An 18,581-nucleotide genomic window follows, 5' to 3' on the forward strand; every position below is an offset into this window, starting at 1 on the left:
ATGAACCCATAACCGCTGGCACGGTACCGTCGTGGTGTGTCCACGACCCGCCGCCGCAGGTTCACGCTGATCATCGGAGTGATCATCGCTGCCAGCGGCTGCCTGGCTCTGGGCTGGTGGCAGTGGAGCAGATTCGAGTCGACGTCGGGCAGCTTCCAGAACCTGGGCTACGCCCTGCAATGGCCCATGTTCGCGGGGTTCTGTGTGTACGCCTATCGCAAGTTCATTCGCTACGAGGACGCCCCACCTGTGCCGCCGTCGGCCGCGGAATCTCTCACCGAGATTCCCGCCGGGCTGCTGCCCGAACGTCCCACGGCCCGAGCCACTTCCGGTGAGCTCGACCCCGCCATGCGCGAATACAACGCCTACCTCGCTGAGCTGGCCCAGGCCGACAAGAACCCAGAAGAGCAGAACAGGACCACCGCATGAGTGCACCCGAGTCGCCCGAAGCCCACACACAGGCGGGCGAGCCGAACGAGACGATCCGCAAAGCCCTTCTCGGCTACCGGGTCCTGGCCTGGACAACCGGTATCTGGCTGATCGCGCTCTGCTACGAGATGGTCATGAAGTACATCGTGAAGGTCGACGACCCGCCGACCTGGATCGGCGTGGTGCACGGCTGGGTCTACTTCATCTACCTGCTGTTCACCGCCAACCTCGCGGTGAAGGTGCGCTGGCCGATCGCCAAGACCATCGGCGTGCTGCTGGCCGGAACGATTCCGCTGCTGGGCATCATCGTCGAGCAGGTGCAGACCCGGGAACTGAAGACCCGGTTCAACCTCTGATCAGCGGATCATCCTCGAGCTCGAGCTCATCGGGCGACCAGTCCTCGACCGCGGCGTCGGCCGCCGCCGGAAGCGTCAGCACGATCGCCGCAGCCAGCGCCGCCGCGCCGGCGGCAATCAGCAGCGCGACTCGGAAGCCTGCCAACGACGGCACGACGTGACCGGCGAACGAGATCGACATCGTCGCCAGCACCGCCCCGATCACCGCACTGGATATCGACGTCCCCAAGGATCGCGCCAGCGCGTTGATTCCGTTGGCGGCAGCGGTTTCCGACATGGGCACCGCCGCGTTGATCAACGCCGGCATTGACGCGTATGCGAAGCCCACGCCGAAGCTGATGACGATGTTGAACACCATCACCTGAACCGGACTGATCAGCAGGTAGGCCCCGGCCAGATACGCGCTCGCGATGATCACCGAGCCGACGATGAGGGTGAACTTCGAGCCCCGCCTCGCCGCCACCCGCGCGGCGATGGGCGCCGCGGCCATCATCGCCAGACCGCCGGGCGCCATCCACAGACCGGCCTGCAGCATCGTCTGACCGAGCCCGAAGCCGGTTTGGGGCGGCAGCTCGAGAATTTGCGGTCCGACCAATGACATCGCGAACATCGCGAAGCAGACCGCGATCGAGGCGATGTTCGTGGTCAGCACGGACCGTGTGAGCGTGGTGCGCAGATCGACGAGGGGCGCGTCCACCCGGAACTGCCACCACGCAAAGAGCGCGAAAACCGCCAGGCAGCCAACGAACAGCCACACGGTCGTCGGGCTCGTCCACCCCCACGTCGACCCCTTGGAGATCGGCAGCAGCAGTGTCACCAGTCCGACAGTCAGCAGCACCGTGCCGAGCGGGTCGAACCGGTCGTTGGACGTGGCGGGGACCTTCGGCACCAGGAAGTGAAACAGCAACATCGATCCGACCCCGAGGCCGGCCGCGCCCCAGAACAGCGTGTGCCAGTCAGCCTTCTCGGCGATCACCGCCGAGAGCGGCAGCCCGAGCGCGCCGCCGACGCCCAGCGACGCGCTGATCAAGCCCATCGCCGAGCCGACCCGGTCGGCCGGTAGCGCGGCCCGCAGCACACCGATGGCCAGCGGGATGATCGGGATGCCGAGACCCTGCAGCCCACGGCCGACGATGAACGGCAGCAGGGAACTGGTCATCGCCGCGATCAATGAGCCGACGGTCAGCGTGGCAGCGCAAATAATCAGCATCGGCTTGGGGCCGTACATGTCGCCGAGCCGGCCGAATACCGGCGTGGTCACCGCGGCGGTCAGCAGCGTCACCGTGATCGCCCACGAGGCATTGGCCGGACTGGTGTGCAGCAGCGTCGGAAGCTCGGGAATCAGCGGAATCATCAGCGTCTGCATCAGCGACACACTGATACCGGCAGCCGCCAGAACGGCGATCAGAACACCGGGGTGCGCCGCCCGGACCGAGTGACGACCCACGCGAGCATCATGACACAGTTAGATGCGCTAGAAAAATTTGCGGATACTCAGCTGACCAGCGCACGCAGCGCCGGAATCAGCAGCGCCAGCGCCCGGCCGCGGTGTGATGCCGCGTCCTTCTCCGCCGGACTGAGCTGCCCGGCGCTGCGGGTCTCCCCCTCCGGGACGAACAGCGGGTCATAGCCGAAGCCGCCCGCGCCGCGCGGCTCGCGGGCGAGCAGCCCGGGCCACTCGCCGCGCACGACCGCGTTGTCGGCGTCGCCGGGACCGTAGACCAGTGCGCACGCCGAGACGAAAGCCGCCGCGCGCCGCTCGTCGGGGACGTCGCGCAACTGAGCCAGCAGCAGTTCGTTGTTGGCGGCATCGTCACCGTGCGCGCCGGCCCACCGCGCCGAGAGCACACCCGGCATTCCGTTGAGGGCAGCGACCGTGATCCCCGAATCGTCGGCGACGGTCGGCAGACCGGTGGCGGCGTAGCCGTCCCGCGCCTTGGCCAACGCGTTCTCCTCGAAGGTGGCGCCGGTTTCAGGGGCCTCCTCGAAGGGTGGCACGTCGTCGAGCGACACCAAGGTCAGCCCGGACACGCCGGCGGCATCGAGAACCCGGCGCAGCTCGGCCAGCTTCTTGGCATTGCGGCTGGCGACCAGCAGTCGCGCCATGGTTACGAGCCGAACGCCTTCTTCGACGGCGGGCCTTCCGGCAGCACGCCGGGATAGGGCAGCTCCAGCGCTTCGCGCTGCACGGCGAACAACGTCTCGCACGACGCCAGCGCGGCGTCGAGCATCTTGTCCAGCGTCGAGCGCGGGAAGGTCGCACCCTCACCGGTGCCCTGGATCTCGACGAGAGTTCCGGTGTCGGTGGCGACGACGTTCATGTCGACCTCGGCGCGCGAATCCTCTTCGTAGGGAAGGTCGACGCGCACCCGGCCGTCGACCACGCCGACGCTGACCGCCGCGATGGCACACGACAGCGGGCGGGGATCGGACAGCTTGCCGCCCGCGGCCAGAAAGGTGACGGCATCGGAGAGCGCGACGTAGGCGCCGGTGATCGCCGCGGTGCGGGTCCCGCCGTCGGCCTGCAGCACGTCGCAGTCGATCGCGATGGTGTTCTCACCAAGGGCGGCCAGGTCGATGCAGGCCCGCAGTGAGCGGCCGACCAGCCGGCTGATCTCCTGGGTGCGCCCGCCGAGGCGGCCCTTCACCGATTCACGATCTGAACGCGTGTGGGTGGACCCCGGCAACATCGCGTACTCCGCGGTGAGCCAGCCCTGGCCCGACCCCTTGCGCCAGCGCGGCACCCCGTCGGTGACACTGGCCGTGCACATCACCCGGGTCTCACCGAAAGTGATCAGGACCGAGCCGGCCGGATTGGACGTAAAACCGCGGGTGATGGTGACCGGCCGCAGCTCGTCGTCAAGCCTGCCGTCTTTGCGTCGGGACACCTCGCAACCCTAGCGGAGCGGGTCAGTGCCGATGGACCTCGATGGTCTCCCCGCAGACCACGGCGTGGACAGGACCGTCGAACTCGGCCTTGGCCTCACTGATCACGTCCTCGCGGGACGTCCAGGGCGGGATATGAGTCAACAAGAGCTCGCCGACACCGGCGCGCTTGGCCATCAGGCCCGCCTCGGTACCCGACAGATGCAGATGCGGCGGCCGGTCCGGCGCGTGGGTCCAGGACGCCTCGCAGAGGAAAACATCTGCGCCGCTGGCTAATTCGACGAGCGAGTCACACACCCCGGTGTCACCGCTGTAGACCAGGGTGGCACCACTCGGGTCGGTGATCCGCATACCGAACGACTCGGTCGGATGCGTCACCAATCGTGGCAACACGGTCAAGGCGCCGAATTGCACCGGTCGCTTGTCCTGCCAGTGATGGATATCGAAGATGTCGGAGAAGTCGTCGAGCTCGCCGCCCATCGGCGAGGACGCCGCGGCAAGCCGGCTCCAGGTATCGCTGGGGCCGTACATCACCCCGCGGCCCTTGGCCGGGCTCGGGTGGTAGCGGCGCCACACGAATAAGCCGGGGAGATCCAGGCAGTGATCGGCGTGGAGATGCGACAGCAGAACGTGGACGTCGTTGGGGTCGGCGTGGCGTTGCAGGGCGCCCAGCACCCCGCCGCCGAAATCCAGAACCAGCGGTGGCGTGTCCGGTGCCGTCAGCAGGTAGCCAGACGCCGGCGAATCAGGCCCGACAACACTGCCGGAGCAACCGAGGATCGTGATTCGCACACCCACTAGCTTGCCATGTCCGGATGCCGCAAGAGGAAAACATGACGGGTTTCGCTACGAGATTCACTTCGTCGCGGCGACGTGACGCTGAACAGGGTGGACACCGGTGATCGCCGGCCCAAGGAAGCGTGCCGCCAGGGCCGTGAATGCCTCAGGATCGCCGGTCGCCTCGAACAGTCGGGTCGCCGCCGGAGCCTCATGGGGCCGCAGCAAATCGCCCTCGGTCAGCACTTTCAGCAAGTCTTTTGCCGTCTCCTCGGCACTGGACACCAGCGTGACCGAATCCCCCATCGCCAGCTGAATCAGCCCGGACAGCAGCGGGTAGTGCGTGCAGCCCAACACCAGCGTGTCGACCTGCGCGTGCTGCAGCGGCTCCAGGTATCCCTCGGCCAGGTTCAGCACCTGCCGGCCGCTGGTGACGCCACGCTCGACGAAGTCCACGAATCGCGGGCACGCCACCGCCGTGACGTCGACGTCGCGGGCCGCCGTGAAGGCGTCCTGGTAGGCCTGCGAGGCGATGGTCGCCTGAGTCCCGATCACACCGATATGTCCGGTCCGGGTGGTGGCCACGGCGCGTCGCACCGCGGGCAGGATCACCTCGACGACGGGCACGTCGTAGCGTTCGCGGGCATCGCGCAGGCAGGCCGACGATGCGGTGTTGCAGGCGATGACGAGGGCCTTCACCCCGCGTTCGACGAGGTCGTCGCCGATGGCCAGGGCGTGCGCCCGGACCTCGGGGATCGTCAGCGGGCCGTACGGTCCGTTGGCGGTGTCGCCGACATAGATGATGTCTTCGTCGGGCAGCTGGTCGATGATCGAGCGGGCCACGGTCAGCCCGCCCACGCCGGAGTCGAAGATCCCGACGGGTGCGAAGCGGTCGCTCACGAAGTCAGCCCGGGGAGTTGACCGGACTTCTTGCGTTCCCGGGCCTTGCGTTCCGGGCCGGACAGCAAATAGGCCGCAAACACCCCGGCGACCGCGCCGCACAGGTGCCCCTGCCAGGAGATGCCGGTACAGCCAACCTGGGGAAGCGCGCCAAACAGGACAGTGCCGTAATACAGGAGCACCAGGATGCCGACGACGATCTGCCACACCGTGCGGGTGAAGAACCCGAACACGAGCAGGAATGTCAGCCACCCGAAGATCAGGCCGGACGCGCCGATGATGTTCGGCTCGCCGCCGCAGGTGCTGCCCACATTCCCGATCAGCCAGGTGCCGAAGCCGCCTGCGATCCAGATGAATGCAGACGCGAAGATGAACCGCGACATGCCAAGCAGCGTCATCAGAAAGCCGAGCACCAACGCGGGCACGGTGTTGGAGATCAGGTGCTGCCAGTCTGCGTGAAGCAGCGGCGCGAACAGGATGCCCCACAGTCCATCCGAGTCCAGCGGCCTGATACCGCCGCTGTAGTCAAGACGGTCGCCGGTGGCCTGATTGACGGCTTCGATGACGTAGAGAAGCGCGACGAACGACAGGATGGTGATGCCACCCGTCATCCACAGCGGTCGCTTCTTCGGCTGCGGCGCCTGTGCCGGATAGCCGGCCGGCCCGGTCATGCCCATAGCTGCCCTTCCAACGCCTGCTCGGCTTCGTCCAGGCTACCGGCGTAGGCACCGGTGGACAGATACTTCCACCCCGCGTCACACACGGTGAACGCCACGTCGGCACGCTGACCGGCCTTGACGGCCTTGGCCGCCACCCCGAGCGCGGCGTGCAGGATCGCGCCGGTGGAGATGCCGGCGAAGATGCCCTCGACCTGAATCAGCTCCCGGGTGCGGCGCAGCGCGTCGATCGAGCCGACCGAGAAACGGGTGGTCAGCACGTCGGGGTCGTACAGCTCGGGGATGAAACCCTCGTCGATGTTGCGCAGCGCGTAGACGCCCTCGCCGTAGCGCGGTTCGGCGGCGACGATCGCGATGCCGGGGACGTGCTCGCGCAGGAACCGTCCGGTGCCCATGAGCGTGCCGGTGGTCCCGAGGCCGCCGACGAAATGCGTGATCTCGGGCAGGTCCTTGAGCAGTTCGGGCCCGGTGCCGTAGTAGTGCGCGTCGGCGTTGGCCGGATTGCCGTACTGGTAGAGCATCACCCACTCGGGGTGCTCGGCGGCGAGCTCCTTGGCCCGGGCCACCGCGGTGTTCGAGCCGCCCTCGGCGGGCGACGAGATGATCTGCGCGCCGTAGAGCTCGAGGATCTGCCTGCGCTCGATCGAGGTGTTCTCCGGCATCACGCAGATCAGCCGGTAGCCCTTCAGCAGCGCGGCCATCGCCAGCGAGATCCCGGTGTTGCCGCTGGTGGGTTCGAGGATGGTCGTGCCCGGTGTGAGCAGCCCGTCCCGTTCGGCCTGCTCGATCATCCGCAGGGCGGGCCGATCCTTGATGGATCCGGTCGGGTTGCGGTCCTCGAGTTTGGCCCACAGCCGGACATGCGGGCCGTCGTCCGTCTCGTCCCAGCGCGGCGACAGCCGCGGCAACCCGACCAGCGGGGTGTCGCCGACCGCCTGCAGCAGCGAGCCGTAGCGCGTCAATTCGTCTCCCGCTCAGCCACCGGCCACCGCGGGCAGGATCGTCACCGAGTCGCCGTCACCGATCTCGGTGTCCAGCCCACCGGAGAACCGGACGTCCTCGTCGTTGACGTAGATGTTGACGAACCGGTTCAGCTTGCCGTTCTCCACCAACCGCTCGGAGATGCCGGAGTAGTTGGCCTCCAGATCGGCGATCACGGCCTGAAGCGTCGAGCCGTCAGCGTTGACGCGCTTCTCGCCGCCGGTGTGGGTGCGCAGGATGGTCGGGATGGACACCTCTACAGACATGGGTGGCTCCTTCTTCAGTTCTCGTACTGCTCGACGATGGTGACGGGTTCTTCGGTGACGACGCCGTCGACGATCCGGTAACTGCGCAGCTCGTGCTCCTCGGGATCCCGGGTGGAGACCAGGACGTAGTGCGCGCCGGGTTCGCCGGCATACGAGATGTCGGTGCGGCTGGGATAGGCCTCGGTCGCGGTGTGCGAGTGGTAGATGACGACGGGAGCCTCATCGGCCTGATCCATCGACCGCCACACCTGGAAGTGCTCACCGGAATCGAACCGATAAAACGTCGGCGACCGCTCGGCGTTGATCATCGGGATATGCCGCTCGGGACGATCGGACCCTTCGGGCCCGGCCAGCACTCCGCACGCTTCGTCGGGGTGGTCGGCCCTGGCGTGGGCGACCATGGCGTCGACCAGGTCGGCACGGATCACCAGCACGGCGGGGCTTCCTCCTGTGGTCGGGCTCAGCGGGCGGATGCGCCGAACGCACCGGGCAACATGTCGCGGTAGGTCGGTATTCCGGCCGCCGACTCCGCGGCCAGCACAGCGACCAGTACCGCGCGCGCCAAACAGTCTGCCCCGGCCGCGCCCAGCCTCGCGAGCGGCTTGGTCTCCGGCGCCATCTGCGCCGGGGTGTCGGCGTCCGGTTCGAGCTCGATGGCACCGGTGGCCAACGCGAAAACGGTGTCCCCGTCCAGCGGGGTGTGCGCCGGCCGGATGGTGTGCGCCAGGCCGTCCTGCGCGGCCACCGCGAAGCGCCGGCAGGCCGACGGCGACAGCGCGGCGTCGGTGGCGACCACCGCGATGGTGGTGTTCAGCGGGCTGGACTCGGCGTCGAGGGCGGTGAGCGCGGCGATCTGTTCGGCGGGCGGTGCGACCAGCCCGAACTCCTTGACGAGATGGCTCATCCAGGGCAGGCCGGTGGCCGGGTCGACGACGTTGCCGGCACTGTTGACGATGACGATCGCGCCGACGGTCACCCCGGAATCGAGTGTCATCGATGCGGTGCCGACGCCACCCTTGAGTACCGCGGCGCGCGCGCCGACGCCCGCTCCGACGGTGCCGACCGCCACGTCCACGCCGGCCGACTGCGCGGCCGCGTATCCGAAGTCCGCGGTCGGCCGGCAGCCCCAGCCGCCGACCGGAAGGTCAAAAATCACCGCGGCCGGAACGATCGGAACGACGCCCCCGTCCATCGCCACACCGCGGCCCTGCTGCTCCAGCCAGGTCATCACGCCGTCGGCGGCGGCCAGTCCGTACGCGCTGCCGCCGGTCAACACCACGGCATCGACGTGCCGGACGCTGTTGGACGGGTCGAGCAGATCGGTCTCGCGGCTACCGGGCGCACCACCCCGGACGTCGACGGCCCCGACCGTCCCCGGCGGCGCGACGATCACCGTGGTGCCGCAGGCCCAGCCCGATCCCAGCGTCGCGTCCGCGTCGAGGCGACCGTGATGGCCGACCAGGATGCCGTCGACGTCGGTGATCGATCCGTGACTCATCGGTCCGGGACTCATCGGATGGGCTTACCCATCAGCCCCAGCACCAGATACTCCTGCAGGACGGTCAGCCACTGATACACGTCGAGGTGCCCGGCCAGCGGGTGGTCGGCGGGCAGCCGGTCGGGACCCTCGGGTCCGATCTCCAACATCGCGCCCAGCGCAAGCCGTACGTCGTTGATCGCCGATATCCAGGCATTCGCGTCGCCCTCGGTGATCTCGAACCTGCCCCCGCCGTCGGGAAGCGTGTCCAGAACACGTTGTGCCGCAGCCTTTTTAGCATCGATGATGTCGGGCTCATGCAGGCTGCGCAGGGCGCCGTTGAGGCTTTCAGCGGCGGCCGAGCCGGCTGGGTGATCGCGCTGCGGTTTGAAGAAGTCGGGCAACAGTCGCCGCATGGTGGAGTCCTCGGGCGGCTGCGGATTGCCCGCGCGGATGCCGGTGATCTGCTCCAGCGGGTCCGACGGATTCGCGGCCTCGCGCTCGTCGAGCATCCCTTGCACCGAGGACACCATGTTCTTGAGCAGCGCCGCTTCGTGCGGAGCCAGTGCTGAACGGAAACGGGGACCCTCGGCGGTGTCGACCCGCTTCCATTTGCGCACGTTATTCCTGACCGATAGACCGGGTGGCCTTGCTCAGCGATCCTGCTGCATGGTCGCCCACAACCCGGCGGCGTGCAGCTTGGTCACGTCTACTTCCATGGATTCCCGGCTCCCCGCCGATACCACTGCCTTGCCCTCCTCATGAACCTGCAGCATGAGCTTCGTCGCGTGCGGCTCGCTGTAGCCGAAGAGCTTCTGGAACACGTAGGTCACGTAGTTCATGAGGTTAACCGGGTCGTCCCAGACGATCGTCACCCAGGGGTTGTCCAGAGCGCTGACGGTTTCAGTCTGTTGCTGTCCTGCTGCGTCCGGCTTGGTCGGAGCTGCTTGCGAGCCCATGCGGATAAGGATAGCGAGCGGGTTCAATCGCTATCCAGCCCGTGGGGCGGCCGATACGGTTGCGCTGTGACCGCCGCCCTGCTGACGGACAAGTACGAGCTGACGATGTTGGCCGCCGCGCTGCGCGATGGTTCAGCCGGACGCAGGACGACATTCGAGGCGTTTGCTCGCCGGCTGCCCGACGGTCGCCGCTACGGAGTGGTGGCCGGGACCGGGCGGTTCCTGGAAGCCTTGAGCGAGTTCATTTTCGACGACGAGGCATTGGAATCGCTGTCGTCGTTCCTCGACTCCACGACCCTGGACTACCTTCGGGACTTCCGCTTCACCGGCGACATCGATGGCTACGCCGAAGGTGAGTTGTACTTCCCCGGCTCCCCGGTCCTGTCGGTCACCGGCACCTTCGCCGAGTGCGTGTTGCTCGAGACGCTGGCGCTGTCGATCTTCAACCACGACACCGCGATCGCCTCGGGCGCCGCGCGGATGGTCAGCGCCGCCGCCGGCCGGACACTGATCGAGATGGGTTCGCGGCGCACCCACGAAATTGCGGCGCTGGCGTCGGCACGGGCCGCCTACATCGCCGGCTTCACCGGGACATCCAATCTCGAAGCCCACCGCCGCTACGGCATCCCCGCGATCGGAACCAGCGCGCATGCGTTCACCATGCTCTACACGACTGCCGACGGCCCGGACGAGCGGGCCGCATTCCGCGCGCAGGTCGACGCACTGGGCATCGGGACGACTCTGCTGGTCGACACGTACGACGTGACGACCGGGGTGGCCAACGCGATCGCCGTCGCCGGACCCGAACTCGGCGCGGTGCGCATCGACTCCGGTGACCTCGGCGTGCTGGCCCGCCGGGCGCGCACCCAACTCGACGACCTTGGCGCGACCGGCACTCAGATCGTGGTGTCGGGGGATCTCGACGAGTTCTCGATCGCGGCGCTGCGCGCCGATCCCGTCAACAGCTATGGTGTCGGGACTTCGGTGGCCACCGGCTCCGGCGCGCCCACCGCCAGCATGGTCTACAAACTCGTCGAGGTGGACGGCCTGCCGGTGGAAAAACGCAGCAGCCGCAAGGAATCTCACGGCGGCCGCAAGGCAGCCCTGCGGCTGTCCCGACCGACGGGCACGATCATCGAGGAGGTCATCTACCCGGTGTCCGCACCTCCCGAGTTGACCGAACCTTCGCGGGCGCTGACCGTGCCGCTGGTGCGCGGCGGGCAGCCCGTCGCCGTACCGGACCTGGCTGCGGCGCGCGCGTTGGTGGCGACCGGGCTGCGCAGCCTGCCGTGGGAGGGTCTGGCCCTGTCCCAGGGCGAGCCGGCGATCCCGACCCGTCAGGTGCCGATGCGGTGAGTGCGGACGAAGTGCCGCCGGTGACCGAGTTGCTGACGACGGCGGTGGCCGCTTTGGGCGGCAACGAGCGGCCCGGCCAGGTGCAGATGGCCGAGGCGGTGGCGCAGGCGTTCGCCGGCGGCGAGCATCTAGCGGTGCAGGCGGGCACCGGAACCGGCAAGTCGCTGGCCTACCTCATTCCGGCGATCGCCCGGGCGGTCGCCGACGAAACCCCCGTCGTGGTGTCCACCGCGACCATCGCCCTGCAACGCCAGCTCGTCGATCGCGACCTGCCACGACTGGTCGACGCCCTTGCCGACAGCCTGCCAAGGCGGCCCACGTTCGCTCTGCTCAAGGGGCGCCGAAACTATCTGTGCTTGAACAAGATTCACAACGGCGGCGGCGAAGAAAATGCCGAGAACCCGCAGGAAGAGCTGTTTGAACCCGTCGCCGCGACCGCGTTGGGCCGCGACGTGGCCCGGTTGACGGCGTGGGCGTCGTCCACCGAGACCGGCGATCGTGACGAGCTGACGCCGGGCGTGCCCGACCGGTCCTGGTCGCAGGTCAGCGTCTCGGCCCGGGAGTGCCTCGGGATGGCGCGCTGCCCGTACGGCACCGACTGCTTCTCCGAACGGGCGCGTGGCGAGGCCGGCCGCGCCGAGATCATCGTCACCAACCACGCACTGCTGGCCATCGACGCGATCGCGGACGCCTCGGTGTTGCCCGAACACAGCTACCTGGTGGTCGACGAGGCGCACGAATTGGTGGATCGGGTGACGTCGGTGGCCACCGGCGAGCTGACCCCCGCCCCGCTCGGGGTGGCCACCCGGCGCATCTCCCGGCTGATCAGCCCACGGCTCGTCCAGCGGATGGAGGCGGCGGTGGCGACGTTCTCGTCGGCGATCCACGACGCCCAGCCAGGCCGGCTCGACTATCTCGACGACGAACTGGCCACCTACCTGACCGCGCTGCGGGACGCCGCCACCGCCGCCCGCGGCGACATCGATCCGGCGCCGAAAGACCCGAAGGCCGCGGCGGCGCGCAGCGAGGCGATCGCGTCGCTGACCGAAATCGGCGACGCCGCCTCGCGGGTGCTGGACTCATTCGTGCCGGCGATCCCGGACCGCACCGAGGTGGTGTGGCTGGACCATGAAGACATCAGGGGAAATCTCAGACCCGTCCTGCGGGTGGCGCCGCTGTCGGTCGCCGGGTTGCTGCGTACCCGTCTGTTCGACAGTGCCACAACAGTTTTGACGTCGGCGACGCTGACCGTCGGCGGCTCGTTCGACGCGATGGCCGGCGCGTGGGGACTCGGCGACGGCCCCAAATGGAAGGGCCTCGACGTCGGCTCCCCGTTCGAGCACGCGAAGTCCGGCATCCTCTACGTCGCCGCCCATCTGCCGCCGCCGGGCCGCGACAGCGCAGGCAACCCGGAGCAGCTCGACGAGATCGCCGGACTCATCGAGGCCGCGGGTGGGCGCACCCTGGGGTTGTTCTCCTCAATGCGCGCCGCCAAGGCGGCAGCCGAGGCACTGCGGGCGCGCATCGACACCCCGATCCTCTGCCAGGGCGACGACGGGACGGCCGCCCTGGTCGAACGTTTCGCCGCCGATCCCGAGACATCGCTGTTCGGCACGCTGTCGCTATGGCAGGGCGTCGACGTGCCGGGACCGTCGCTGTCCCTGGTTCTCATCGATCGCATCCCGTTCCCGCGCCCCGACGATCCCCTGCTGACCGCGCGGCAGCGGGCCATCGCCGCGCGCGGAGGCAACGGGTTCATGTCGGTCGCCGCCGCCCATGCCGCACTGCTGCTGGCTCAGGGCGCGGGCCGGCTGCTGCGCCGCGTGGACGACCGGGGCGTCGTCGCGGTACTGGACTCGAGGATGGCCACCGCCCGGTACGGCAGCTACCTCCGTGCGTCGCTGCCGCCGTTCTGGCCGACCACCGATCCCGACCGCGTCAAACAAGCACTTCAGCGCCTACGCGACGACGTCGGGCCATGAATTGGGATCGGTAGAGCCGGGGCCACGGCACTATTGTGAGAGCAATTTTGCACACCCGCCGGTCTGACACCCCTGAGAGAGTGGCCCTCATGCACCGACGATCCCTTGCCCGCCTGCTCGCGCTTGCGGGCACCGCTGTGGTGCTGGCCGGCTGCGGCTCCACCATTTCGGGCAAGGCGGTGTCGGTGTTCGACGACCCGTTCAAGGTCGGCGGCCTGCAGGCGGTCGACGGGACCAGCGGCCTGCGTTCCGATGCCGAGAAGCCCACCCGCAAGGTCTCCCACACCGACGGCGGCAAGGCCGACGAGATCGCCGCGCAGTCGGTCAGCGACCTGGAGTCGTTCTGGGCGGATAACTACAGCGGTACGTTCGACGGTCAGTTCAAGCCGGTGAAGGACCTCATCTCCTGGGACTCCGACGCCTACGACGGCGAGTTCTGCGACGACACCACCTCCGGGCTGATCAACGCCGCGTTCTGCGAGGACGACAACACCATCGGCTGGGATCGTGGCGTCCTGCTGCCGGCGTTGCGACAAGCCAACGGCGACATGGCAATCACGATGGTGCTGGCGCATGAATACGGCCACGCGATCCAGAAGATGGCCAATCTCAACAAGAAGGGCACCCCGACGCTGGTGGCCGAGCAGCAGGCCGACTGCTTCGCCGGGGTCTACATGCGCTGGGTGGCCGAAGGCAACTCGAAGCGGTTCACGCTGAGCACCGGCGACGGGCTGAATAACCTTCTGGCCGCGATGATCGCGTTCCGCGATCCGCTGCTGAGCCAGGACGACTACTCCGACACCGGCGACGAACACGGATCGGCGTTCGAACGAATCTCGGCCTTCCAGTTCGGGTTCACCGACGGGCCGTCGTCCTGCGCGGCCATCGACGCCCAGGAGATCGGTCAGCGCCGCGGCAATCTGCCCATCGAACTGCAACGCGACCAGACCGGTGAGTGGCCGGTGACCGAGGAGTCGACCCGGGCGATTGTCGAGGCGATGAACATCCTGTTCAAGCCGAAGAACCCGCCGACGCTGAGCTTCGATGCCGCCTCGGCAGCCAAGTGCCCCGACGCCCGGCCCAGCTCGCCGGTGTCCTTCTGCCCGGCAACCAACACCATCGTCGTCGACCTGCCCGGCCTGGAGAAAATGGGCGCCTCGAACGAGGGCCAAGACAACGTTCTGGTCACCGGGGACAACACCGCCTACTCGGTGCTGGTGTCGCGCTACATGCTGGCGGTCCAGCACGAGCGCGGCGGCCTGGTGCTCGACAACGCCGAGGCCGGGCTGCGCACCGCGTGCCTGACCGGGGTGGCCACCACGAAATTGTCCAAGGAAGTCACCACATCCGACGGCAACACCGTCGCCCTCACTGCGGGCGACATCGACGAAGCCGTGTCGGGTCTGCTGACCAACGGTCTGGTCGCCAGCGATGTCAACGGTGAATCGGTGCCCGCCGGGTTCAACCGCATCGATGCCTTCCGCATCGGGGTGCTCGGCGATCAGGACCGGTGCATCAAACGCTTCCCGTAGCGCCGAGCTCGCCGAGTGTGCGAAGAGATCGTTGCGCCGCCTGGTTTCGCGATCTGAGCGCACACTCGATGTCATGCATGACGAAAGCGATCCGCTCGAGTTGGTGCGTGCAGCGCGCGAGGCTCGGGACCGAGCGGAGGCATCGCTGACCGCGGCGGTGCAGCAGGCGCGCGAGGCGGGCCGAAGCTGGCAGGAGATCGGCGAGGTCATGAATACGAATGCACTTCCCGAGGCCGAAGAGCTGGCACGCACGGTCATCGATGATCTTGCTCATGCCCGGTGGGCTGATGTCCGCGCACGGTTCGACGCCACGATGCGCGACGGGCTCACCGAGGAGGGGCTCGCCGAGGGATGGGCGCACATTGCGGGGTTGGCCGGGGCCTACGAAAGCCACGGGGACACTGACGCCGTACGGGCGGGCGACTTCACCACCACCAACACGCCATTGAGCTTCGAGGCCGGCGAATTCGTCGCTCGCATCAGCTTCCGTGACGATCAGTCGATTGCCGGGCTGTACATCCTTGATCCCGATGCGGCTGGCGCCCAGGCTCGTTGAGATAGCGGCTAGATCTTTTTCGTCACGCCGTACCAGGACAGGATCGCGTCGCCTTCGTCGGTGGACTTGGACAGCGTCGCGTAGGAGCGGATGAACGACTCCCCCACGCAGCCGTCGATCTTCACGTGGAAGTTGCTGATCGACACCCAGGGGCGGTCGCCCTTGTACTCCTTCTTCGTCACCGGAACCATGTTGATGATGCCCGGCTTGAGACCCACGGTGATGGCGCCGCCGACGTTGCCGCCGATGCCGGGCAGCAGACCGTCCGCCGCGTTGTTGGGGAAGTCCAGGCCGATGAAGCCCAGCGACGCATTGAGGCCCATGGTGCCGCCCAACGCGACACCGTTGGACGTGCTCATGTCGATGCCGCAGCCGATCTGGTAGCCGACCTCGAACACGCCCTTGGGCATGTCACTGGGTCCGTCGAGCGCACCGTTGAAGACGCCGCTGACGGTGTATTCGCGGGACGAGATCGCGGTGGTCAGCGGTGCGATCGGCATCTGGAGCTCATCCTTGGCCGAGATCGTCAGCGTCCAGCCGTCGGGCGACTTGGTGCTGATCGGCGGCGTGGACATCACCTTTCCGTCATCGACGGGTGGTGGGAGGGCCGGGTCGGCCGCGGCGACGGGCTGGGCCAGATCAGGGCCGCCTGGATCGGGATCGGCCCATGCGGGTACCGGCGTCGCCAACAACGTGCCTACCAGCGCCATCAGCACCGCACGACGAACAAACACTGCCCCGAACGCCTTCCCGGATGCCGGTGGTCCGCCCCGATGCGGGACCCCTCGACGCTCCTGTTGGGAACCTACAGGTGGCGCCCATGCCCTGCTAACCGGTTCCGCAAGTCCCAGCGTTACGCCAGCGTGACGAGGCCGAGCTCGTTGTCACCGGCCAGCAACCGATGATGGGGCAGCACTCGCACCGTGTAGCCGAGCGACCCGGCCAGCTGCAGGGGCGTCGTCGTGGTGAAGATGTCGGTGCCGCCGTCACCGGAACCGGTATGGGCCATGGCGACGGTGACCGGGTCCTGCAGGGCATCCGCGGCGTCGACGCGGCCCAGTACCGCCTGTACCACCACCTCGTCGGGCCGCAGCCCGGCCAGCTGGACGGCGGCCGTCAGCGTCAGCTCCGACCCGAGCAGCGGGGTGTCCGGCAGGCCGGTGCTGTCCACATCGGTGATCTGGATCTTGGGCCAGGCTTCTTTGGCCCGAAGCCGGTAGGCCGCCAGCTCGCTGGCCGCACCGGGCGCGCTGGTCCGGGTGAATGACTGGGCGGCCGGCGCGTAGTACTTCTCGGTGTAGTCGCGCACCATGCGCGACGCCAGCACCTTGGGGCCCAGCGTCTGCAAGGTGTGCCGCACCATCTCGACCCACCGGTTCGGCACACCGTTGTCGTCACGGTCGTAGAACCGCGGCTGCACCGAATTCTCGAGCAAGGCGTAGAGCGCGGCGGCCTCGAGGTCGTCGCGGCGTCCCTCGTCGGCCAAACCGTCCGCAGTCGGTATCTCCCAACCGTTTTCGCCGTCGTACCACTCGTCCCACCAGCCGTCCCGGATGGACAGGTTGAGTCCGCCGTTGAGCGCGCTCTTCATTCCGGACGTGCCGCAGGCTTCCAGCGGCCGCAGCGGATTGTTCAGCCACACATCGCAACCCCAGTACAGCAGGCGCGCCATGGACATGTCGTAGTCGGGCAGAAAGGCGATGCGGTGGCGCACTTCTGGGCGATCGGCGAACTTGACGATCTGCTGGATGAGCGCCTTACCGGCATCGTCGGCGGGATGGGACTTGCCGGCCACGATCAGCTGGAGCGGCTTGTCCTCGTCGAGCAGCAGCGCCTCGAGGCGTTGCGGGTCACGCAGCATCAGCGTGAGGCGCTTGTAGGTGGGCACCCGCCGGGCGAAACCGATGGTCAAGGCGTCCGGATCGAAAGCCGTTGCGATCCAGCCGAGTTCGGCCTCCGATGCGCCACGCTCCAGCCAGGACCGGCGCAGCCGGAGCCGAACGTCCTCGACCAGCAAGGCGCGCAGCTGAGAGCGGATCCACCAGATGTGACCGGTGTCGACCTGTTGCAACCGCTGCCAGACACTGGGCTCGCGCAGCGCCTCGGTGGAGCCGGCCAGCTCGCGGCCGAGCTGCAGCCATTGCGGGGCCGCCCAGGTGGGGCCGTGCACGCCGTTGGTGATCGACCCGATCGGCACCTCGGAAGGGTCGAAGCCAGGCCACAATTCGTCGAACATCGTCCGGCTGACCCGCCCGTGCAGCAGGGATACCCCGTTGGCGCGCTGGGCAAGGCGCAGACCCATATGTGCCATGTTGAACTTCGACGGGTCATCCTCGGCCCCGAACGCCAGCACCCGCTCAACCGGAACACCGGGCAGCAACCCGGTTTTGCCGTCGTCGCCGAAATAGCGCTGCACCATGTCGACCGGGAACCGGTCGATGCCCGCCGGCACCGGGGTGTGCGTGGTGAACACCGTCGCCGAGCGCACCAGGGTCAGCGCGGTGTCGAAGTCGAGCTGCTGCTCGGACATGTACTCGCGAATCCGCTCCACGCCAAGGAAACCGGCGTGGCCTTCGTTCATGTGGAACACGTCGGGAGCGGGCCGGCCCTCGATCGCGGTGAACGCGCGAATCGCCCGTACCCCGCCGATACCGGCCAGCAGCTCCTGTTTGATGCGGTGCTCCTGGTCGCCGCCGTACAGCCGGTCGGTGACGTTGCGCAGGTCATGCTCGTTTTCGGGGATGTCAGAGTCCAACAGCAGCAACGGAATCCGACCGACCTGCGCCACCCACACCCGGGCCCGCAGCACTTTCGCGTCCGGCATCGCGAGCTCCACCAGGACTGGCGCCCCGGCAGCGTCGGCGAGCAACCGCAGGGGCAGCCCCTGCGGGTCCAGCGACGGATAGTTCTCATGCTGCCAGCCGTCGGCGGTCAGTGACTGCCGGAAATACCCGGACCGGTAGTACAAGCCGACGGCGATCAGCGGCAGACCCAGATCTGAGGCGGACTTCAGGTGGTCGCCGGCCAGAATGCCCAGACCGCCCGAATAGTTGGGCAGCACCTCGGCGACGCCGAACTCCATCGAGAAGTAGGCGATGCCCGTCGGCATGCTGGCCGCGTCCTCCTCCTGAAACCACATCGGCCGGTTCAGGTAGTCGTCCAGATCGGCGGCGAGCTGGTCGAGGATGTTCAGGAACGGCTCGTTGACGGCCAGCTCGTCCAGGCGGGCCGGGGCGACCGCGCCCAGCAACGCCACCGGATCCTGACCGGTCTGCAGCCACAGTTGCGGGTCGATCGAGGCGAACAGGTCCTGCGTCGGTTTGTCCCACGACCATCGCAAATTGGTGGACAACCGACCGAGGGCGGCGAGCCGATCGGGCAAATGGGCGCGGACCGTGAACCTGCGGAGTGCCTTCACGTTTTCCAACCTTACTGAGATCGGACCGT

At 67.9% G+C, this 18,581-nt stretch carries 20 protein-coding genes; 6 read left to right on the forward strand and 14 right to left on the reverse strand.

Annotated features, from left to right (window positions below):
• The first annotated feature begins 36 nt into the window (after positions 1-36).
• Together SLQ31_RS25470 and SLQ31_RS25475 are read left to right on the forward strand one after the other, a co-directional pair.
• Complete coding sequence (locus SLQ31_RS25470; RefSeq protein WP_319436912.1) at positions 37-429, forward strand: hypothetical protein; 393 nt, start codon at positions 37-39, stop codon at positions 427-429.
• Complete coding sequence (locus SLQ31_RS25475; RefSeq protein ID WP_319436913.1) at positions 426-785, forward strand: DUF3817 domain-containing protein; 360 nt, start codon at positions 426-428, stop codon at positions 783-785. The genes SLQ31_RS25470 and SLQ31_RS25475 overlap by 4 nt, the downstream gene beginning before the upstream one ends.
• On the opposite strand, the gene SLQ31_RS25480 is transcribed toward SLQ31_RS25475, so the two are convergent.
• The 12 genes from SLQ31_RS25480 to clpS are packed head-to-tail and all read right to left on the reverse strand — an operon-like array spanning position 775 to position 9,708.
• Positions 775-2,232, reverse strand: a complete 1,458-nt coding sequence (locus SLQ31_RS25480) for an MFS transporter (RefSeq protein ID WP_319436914.1) — start codon at positions 2,230-2,232, stop codon at positions 775-777. The genes SLQ31_RS25475 and SLQ31_RS25480 overlap by 11 nt on opposite strands.
• Before the next feature lie 47 nt (positions 2,233-2,279).
• Positions 2,280-2,891 (reverse strand): non-canonical purine NTP pyrophosphatase, encoded by a 612-nt coding sequence (locus tag SLQ31_RS25485; RefSeq protein ID WP_319436915.1) that lies wholly within the window; start codon positions 2,889-2,891, stop codon positions 2,280-2,282.
• 2 nt (positions 2,892-2,893) lie between these two features.
• Positions 2,894-3,673 carry a ribonuclease PH gene (gene rph, locus SLQ31_RS25490; protein ID WP_319436916.1) on the reverse strand — a complete coding sequence of 260 codons (780 nt, stop codon included), beginning with the start codon at positions 3,671-3,673 and terminating at the stop codon, positions 2,894-2,896.
• Positions 3,674-3,695: 22 nt separating this feature from the next.
• Positions 3,696-4,469, reverse strand: a complete 774-nt coding sequence (locus SLQ31_RS25495; RefSeq protein WP_319436917.1) for a cyclic nucleotide-degrading phosphodiesterase — start codon at positions 4,467-4,469, stop codon at positions 3,696-3,698.
• Positions 4,470-4,526: 57 nt separating this feature from the next.
• Positions 4,527-5,348 (reverse strand): glutamate racemase, encoded by an 822-nt coding sequence (murI, locus tag SLQ31_RS25500; protein ID WP_319436918.1) that lies wholly within the window; start codon positions 5,346-5,348, stop codon positions 4,527-4,529.
• Positions 5,345-6,025 (reverse strand): rhomboid family intramembrane serine protease, encoded by a 681-nt coding sequence (locus SLQ31_RS25505; RefSeq protein WP_319436919.1) that lies wholly within the window; start codon positions 6,023-6,025, stop codon positions 5,345-5,347. Before SLQ31_RS25505 ends, murI begins: the two co-directional genes overlap by 4 nt.
• On the reverse strand, positions 6,016-6,987 hold the full coding sequence (locus SLQ31_RS25510; protein WP_319436920.1) for a cysteine synthase: 972 nt from the start codon (positions 6,985-6,987) through the stop codon (positions 6,016-6,018). The genes SLQ31_RS25505 and SLQ31_RS25510 overlap by 10 nt, the downstream gene beginning before the upstream one ends.
• A gap of 12 nt (positions 6,988-6,999) precedes the next feature.
• Complete coding sequence (locus tag SLQ31_RS25515) at positions 7,000-7,272, reverse strand: MoaD/ThiS family protein (protein ID WP_319436921.1); 273 nt, start codon at positions 7,270-7,272, stop codon at positions 7,000-7,002.
• A gap of 14 nt (positions 7,273-7,286) precedes the next feature.
• On the reverse strand, positions 7,287-7,706 hold the full coding sequence (locus SLQ31_RS25520) for a M67 family metallopeptidase (protein ID WP_319436922.1): 420 nt from the start codon (positions 7,704-7,706) through the stop codon (positions 7,287-7,289).
• Between the two features lie 26 nt (positions 7,707-7,732).
• Entirely contained in the window at positions 7,733-8,785 is a 1,053-nt protein-coding gene (locus SLQ31_RS25525; protein ID WP_319436923.1) for a P1 family peptidase, read from the reverse strand.
• On the reverse strand, positions 8,782-9,369 hold the full coding sequence (locus SLQ31_RS25530; protein ID WP_319436924.1) for a DUF2017 domain-containing protein: 588 nt from the start codon (positions 9,367-9,369) through the stop codon (positions 8,782-8,784). Before SLQ31_RS25530 ends, SLQ31_RS25525 begins: the two co-directional genes overlap by 4 nt.
• A 33-nt stretch (positions 9,370-9,402) precedes the next feature.
• The gene (clpS, locus tag SLQ31_RS25535) at positions 9,403-9,708 is read right to left on the reverse strand and encodes an ATP-dependent Clp protease adapter ClpS (RefSeq protein ID WP_319436925.1); all 306 of its coding nucleotides are present in this window, start codon (positions 9,706-9,708) and stop codon (positions 9,403-9,405) included.
• A gap of 66 nt (positions 9,709-9,774) precedes the next feature.
• On the opposite strand from clpS, the gene SLQ31_RS25540 reads away from it, so the two are divergent.
• The 4 genes from SLQ31_RS25540 (at position 9,775) to SLQ31_RS25555 (ending at position 15,134) form a co-directional block, all read left to right on the forward strand.
• Positions 9,775-11,064, forward strand: a complete 1,290-nt coding sequence (locus SLQ31_RS25540) for a nicotinate phosphoribosyltransferase (RefSeq protein WP_319436926.1) — start codon at positions 9,775-9,777, stop codon at positions 11,062-11,064.
• Positions 11,061-13,046 carry an ATP-dependent DNA helicase gene (locus SLQ31_RS25545; protein WP_319436927.1) on the forward strand — a complete coding sequence of 662 codons (1,986 nt, stop codon included), beginning with the start codon at positions 11,061-11,063 and terminating at the stop codon, positions 13,044-13,046. Before SLQ31_RS25540 ends, SLQ31_RS25545 begins: the two co-directional genes overlap by 4 nt.
• Before the next feature lie 89 nt (positions 13,047-13,135).
• Entirely contained in the window at positions 13,136-14,578 is a 1,443-nt protein-coding gene (locus tag SLQ31_RS25550) for a neutral zinc metallopeptidase (protein WP_319436928.1), read from the forward strand.
• Positions 14,579-14,651: 73 nt separating this feature from the next.
• Entirely contained in the window at positions 14,652-15,134 is a 483-nt protein-coding gene (locus SLQ31_RS25555) for a DUF3887 domain-containing protein (RefSeq protein ID WP_319436929.1), read from the forward strand.
• 8 nt (positions 15,135-15,142) lie between these two features.
• On the opposite strand, the gene SLQ31_RS25560 is transcribed toward SLQ31_RS25555, so the two are convergent.
• Both SLQ31_RS25560 and glgP read right to left on the reverse strand, forming a co-directional pair.
• Complete coding sequence (locus tag SLQ31_RS25560) at positions 15,143-15,868, reverse strand: MspA family porin (protein WP_319436930.1); 726 nt, start codon at positions 15,866-15,868, stop codon at positions 15,143-15,145.
• Positions 15,869-15,987: 119 nt separating this feature from the next.
• Positions 15,988-18,552, reverse strand: a complete 2,565-nt coding sequence (glgP, locus tag SLQ31_RS25565; RefSeq protein WP_319436931.1) for an alpha-glucan family phosphorylase — start codon at positions 18,550-18,552, stop codon at positions 15,988-15,990.
• Positions 18,553-18,581: the final 29 nt, after the last annotated feature.

Origin of the sequence: Mycobacterium sp. RTGN5, assembly GCF_033804465.1 — a bacterium.
Taxonomy (GTDB): domain Bacteria; phylum Actinomycetota; class Actinomycetes; order Mycobacteriales; family Mycobacteriaceae; genus Mycobacterium.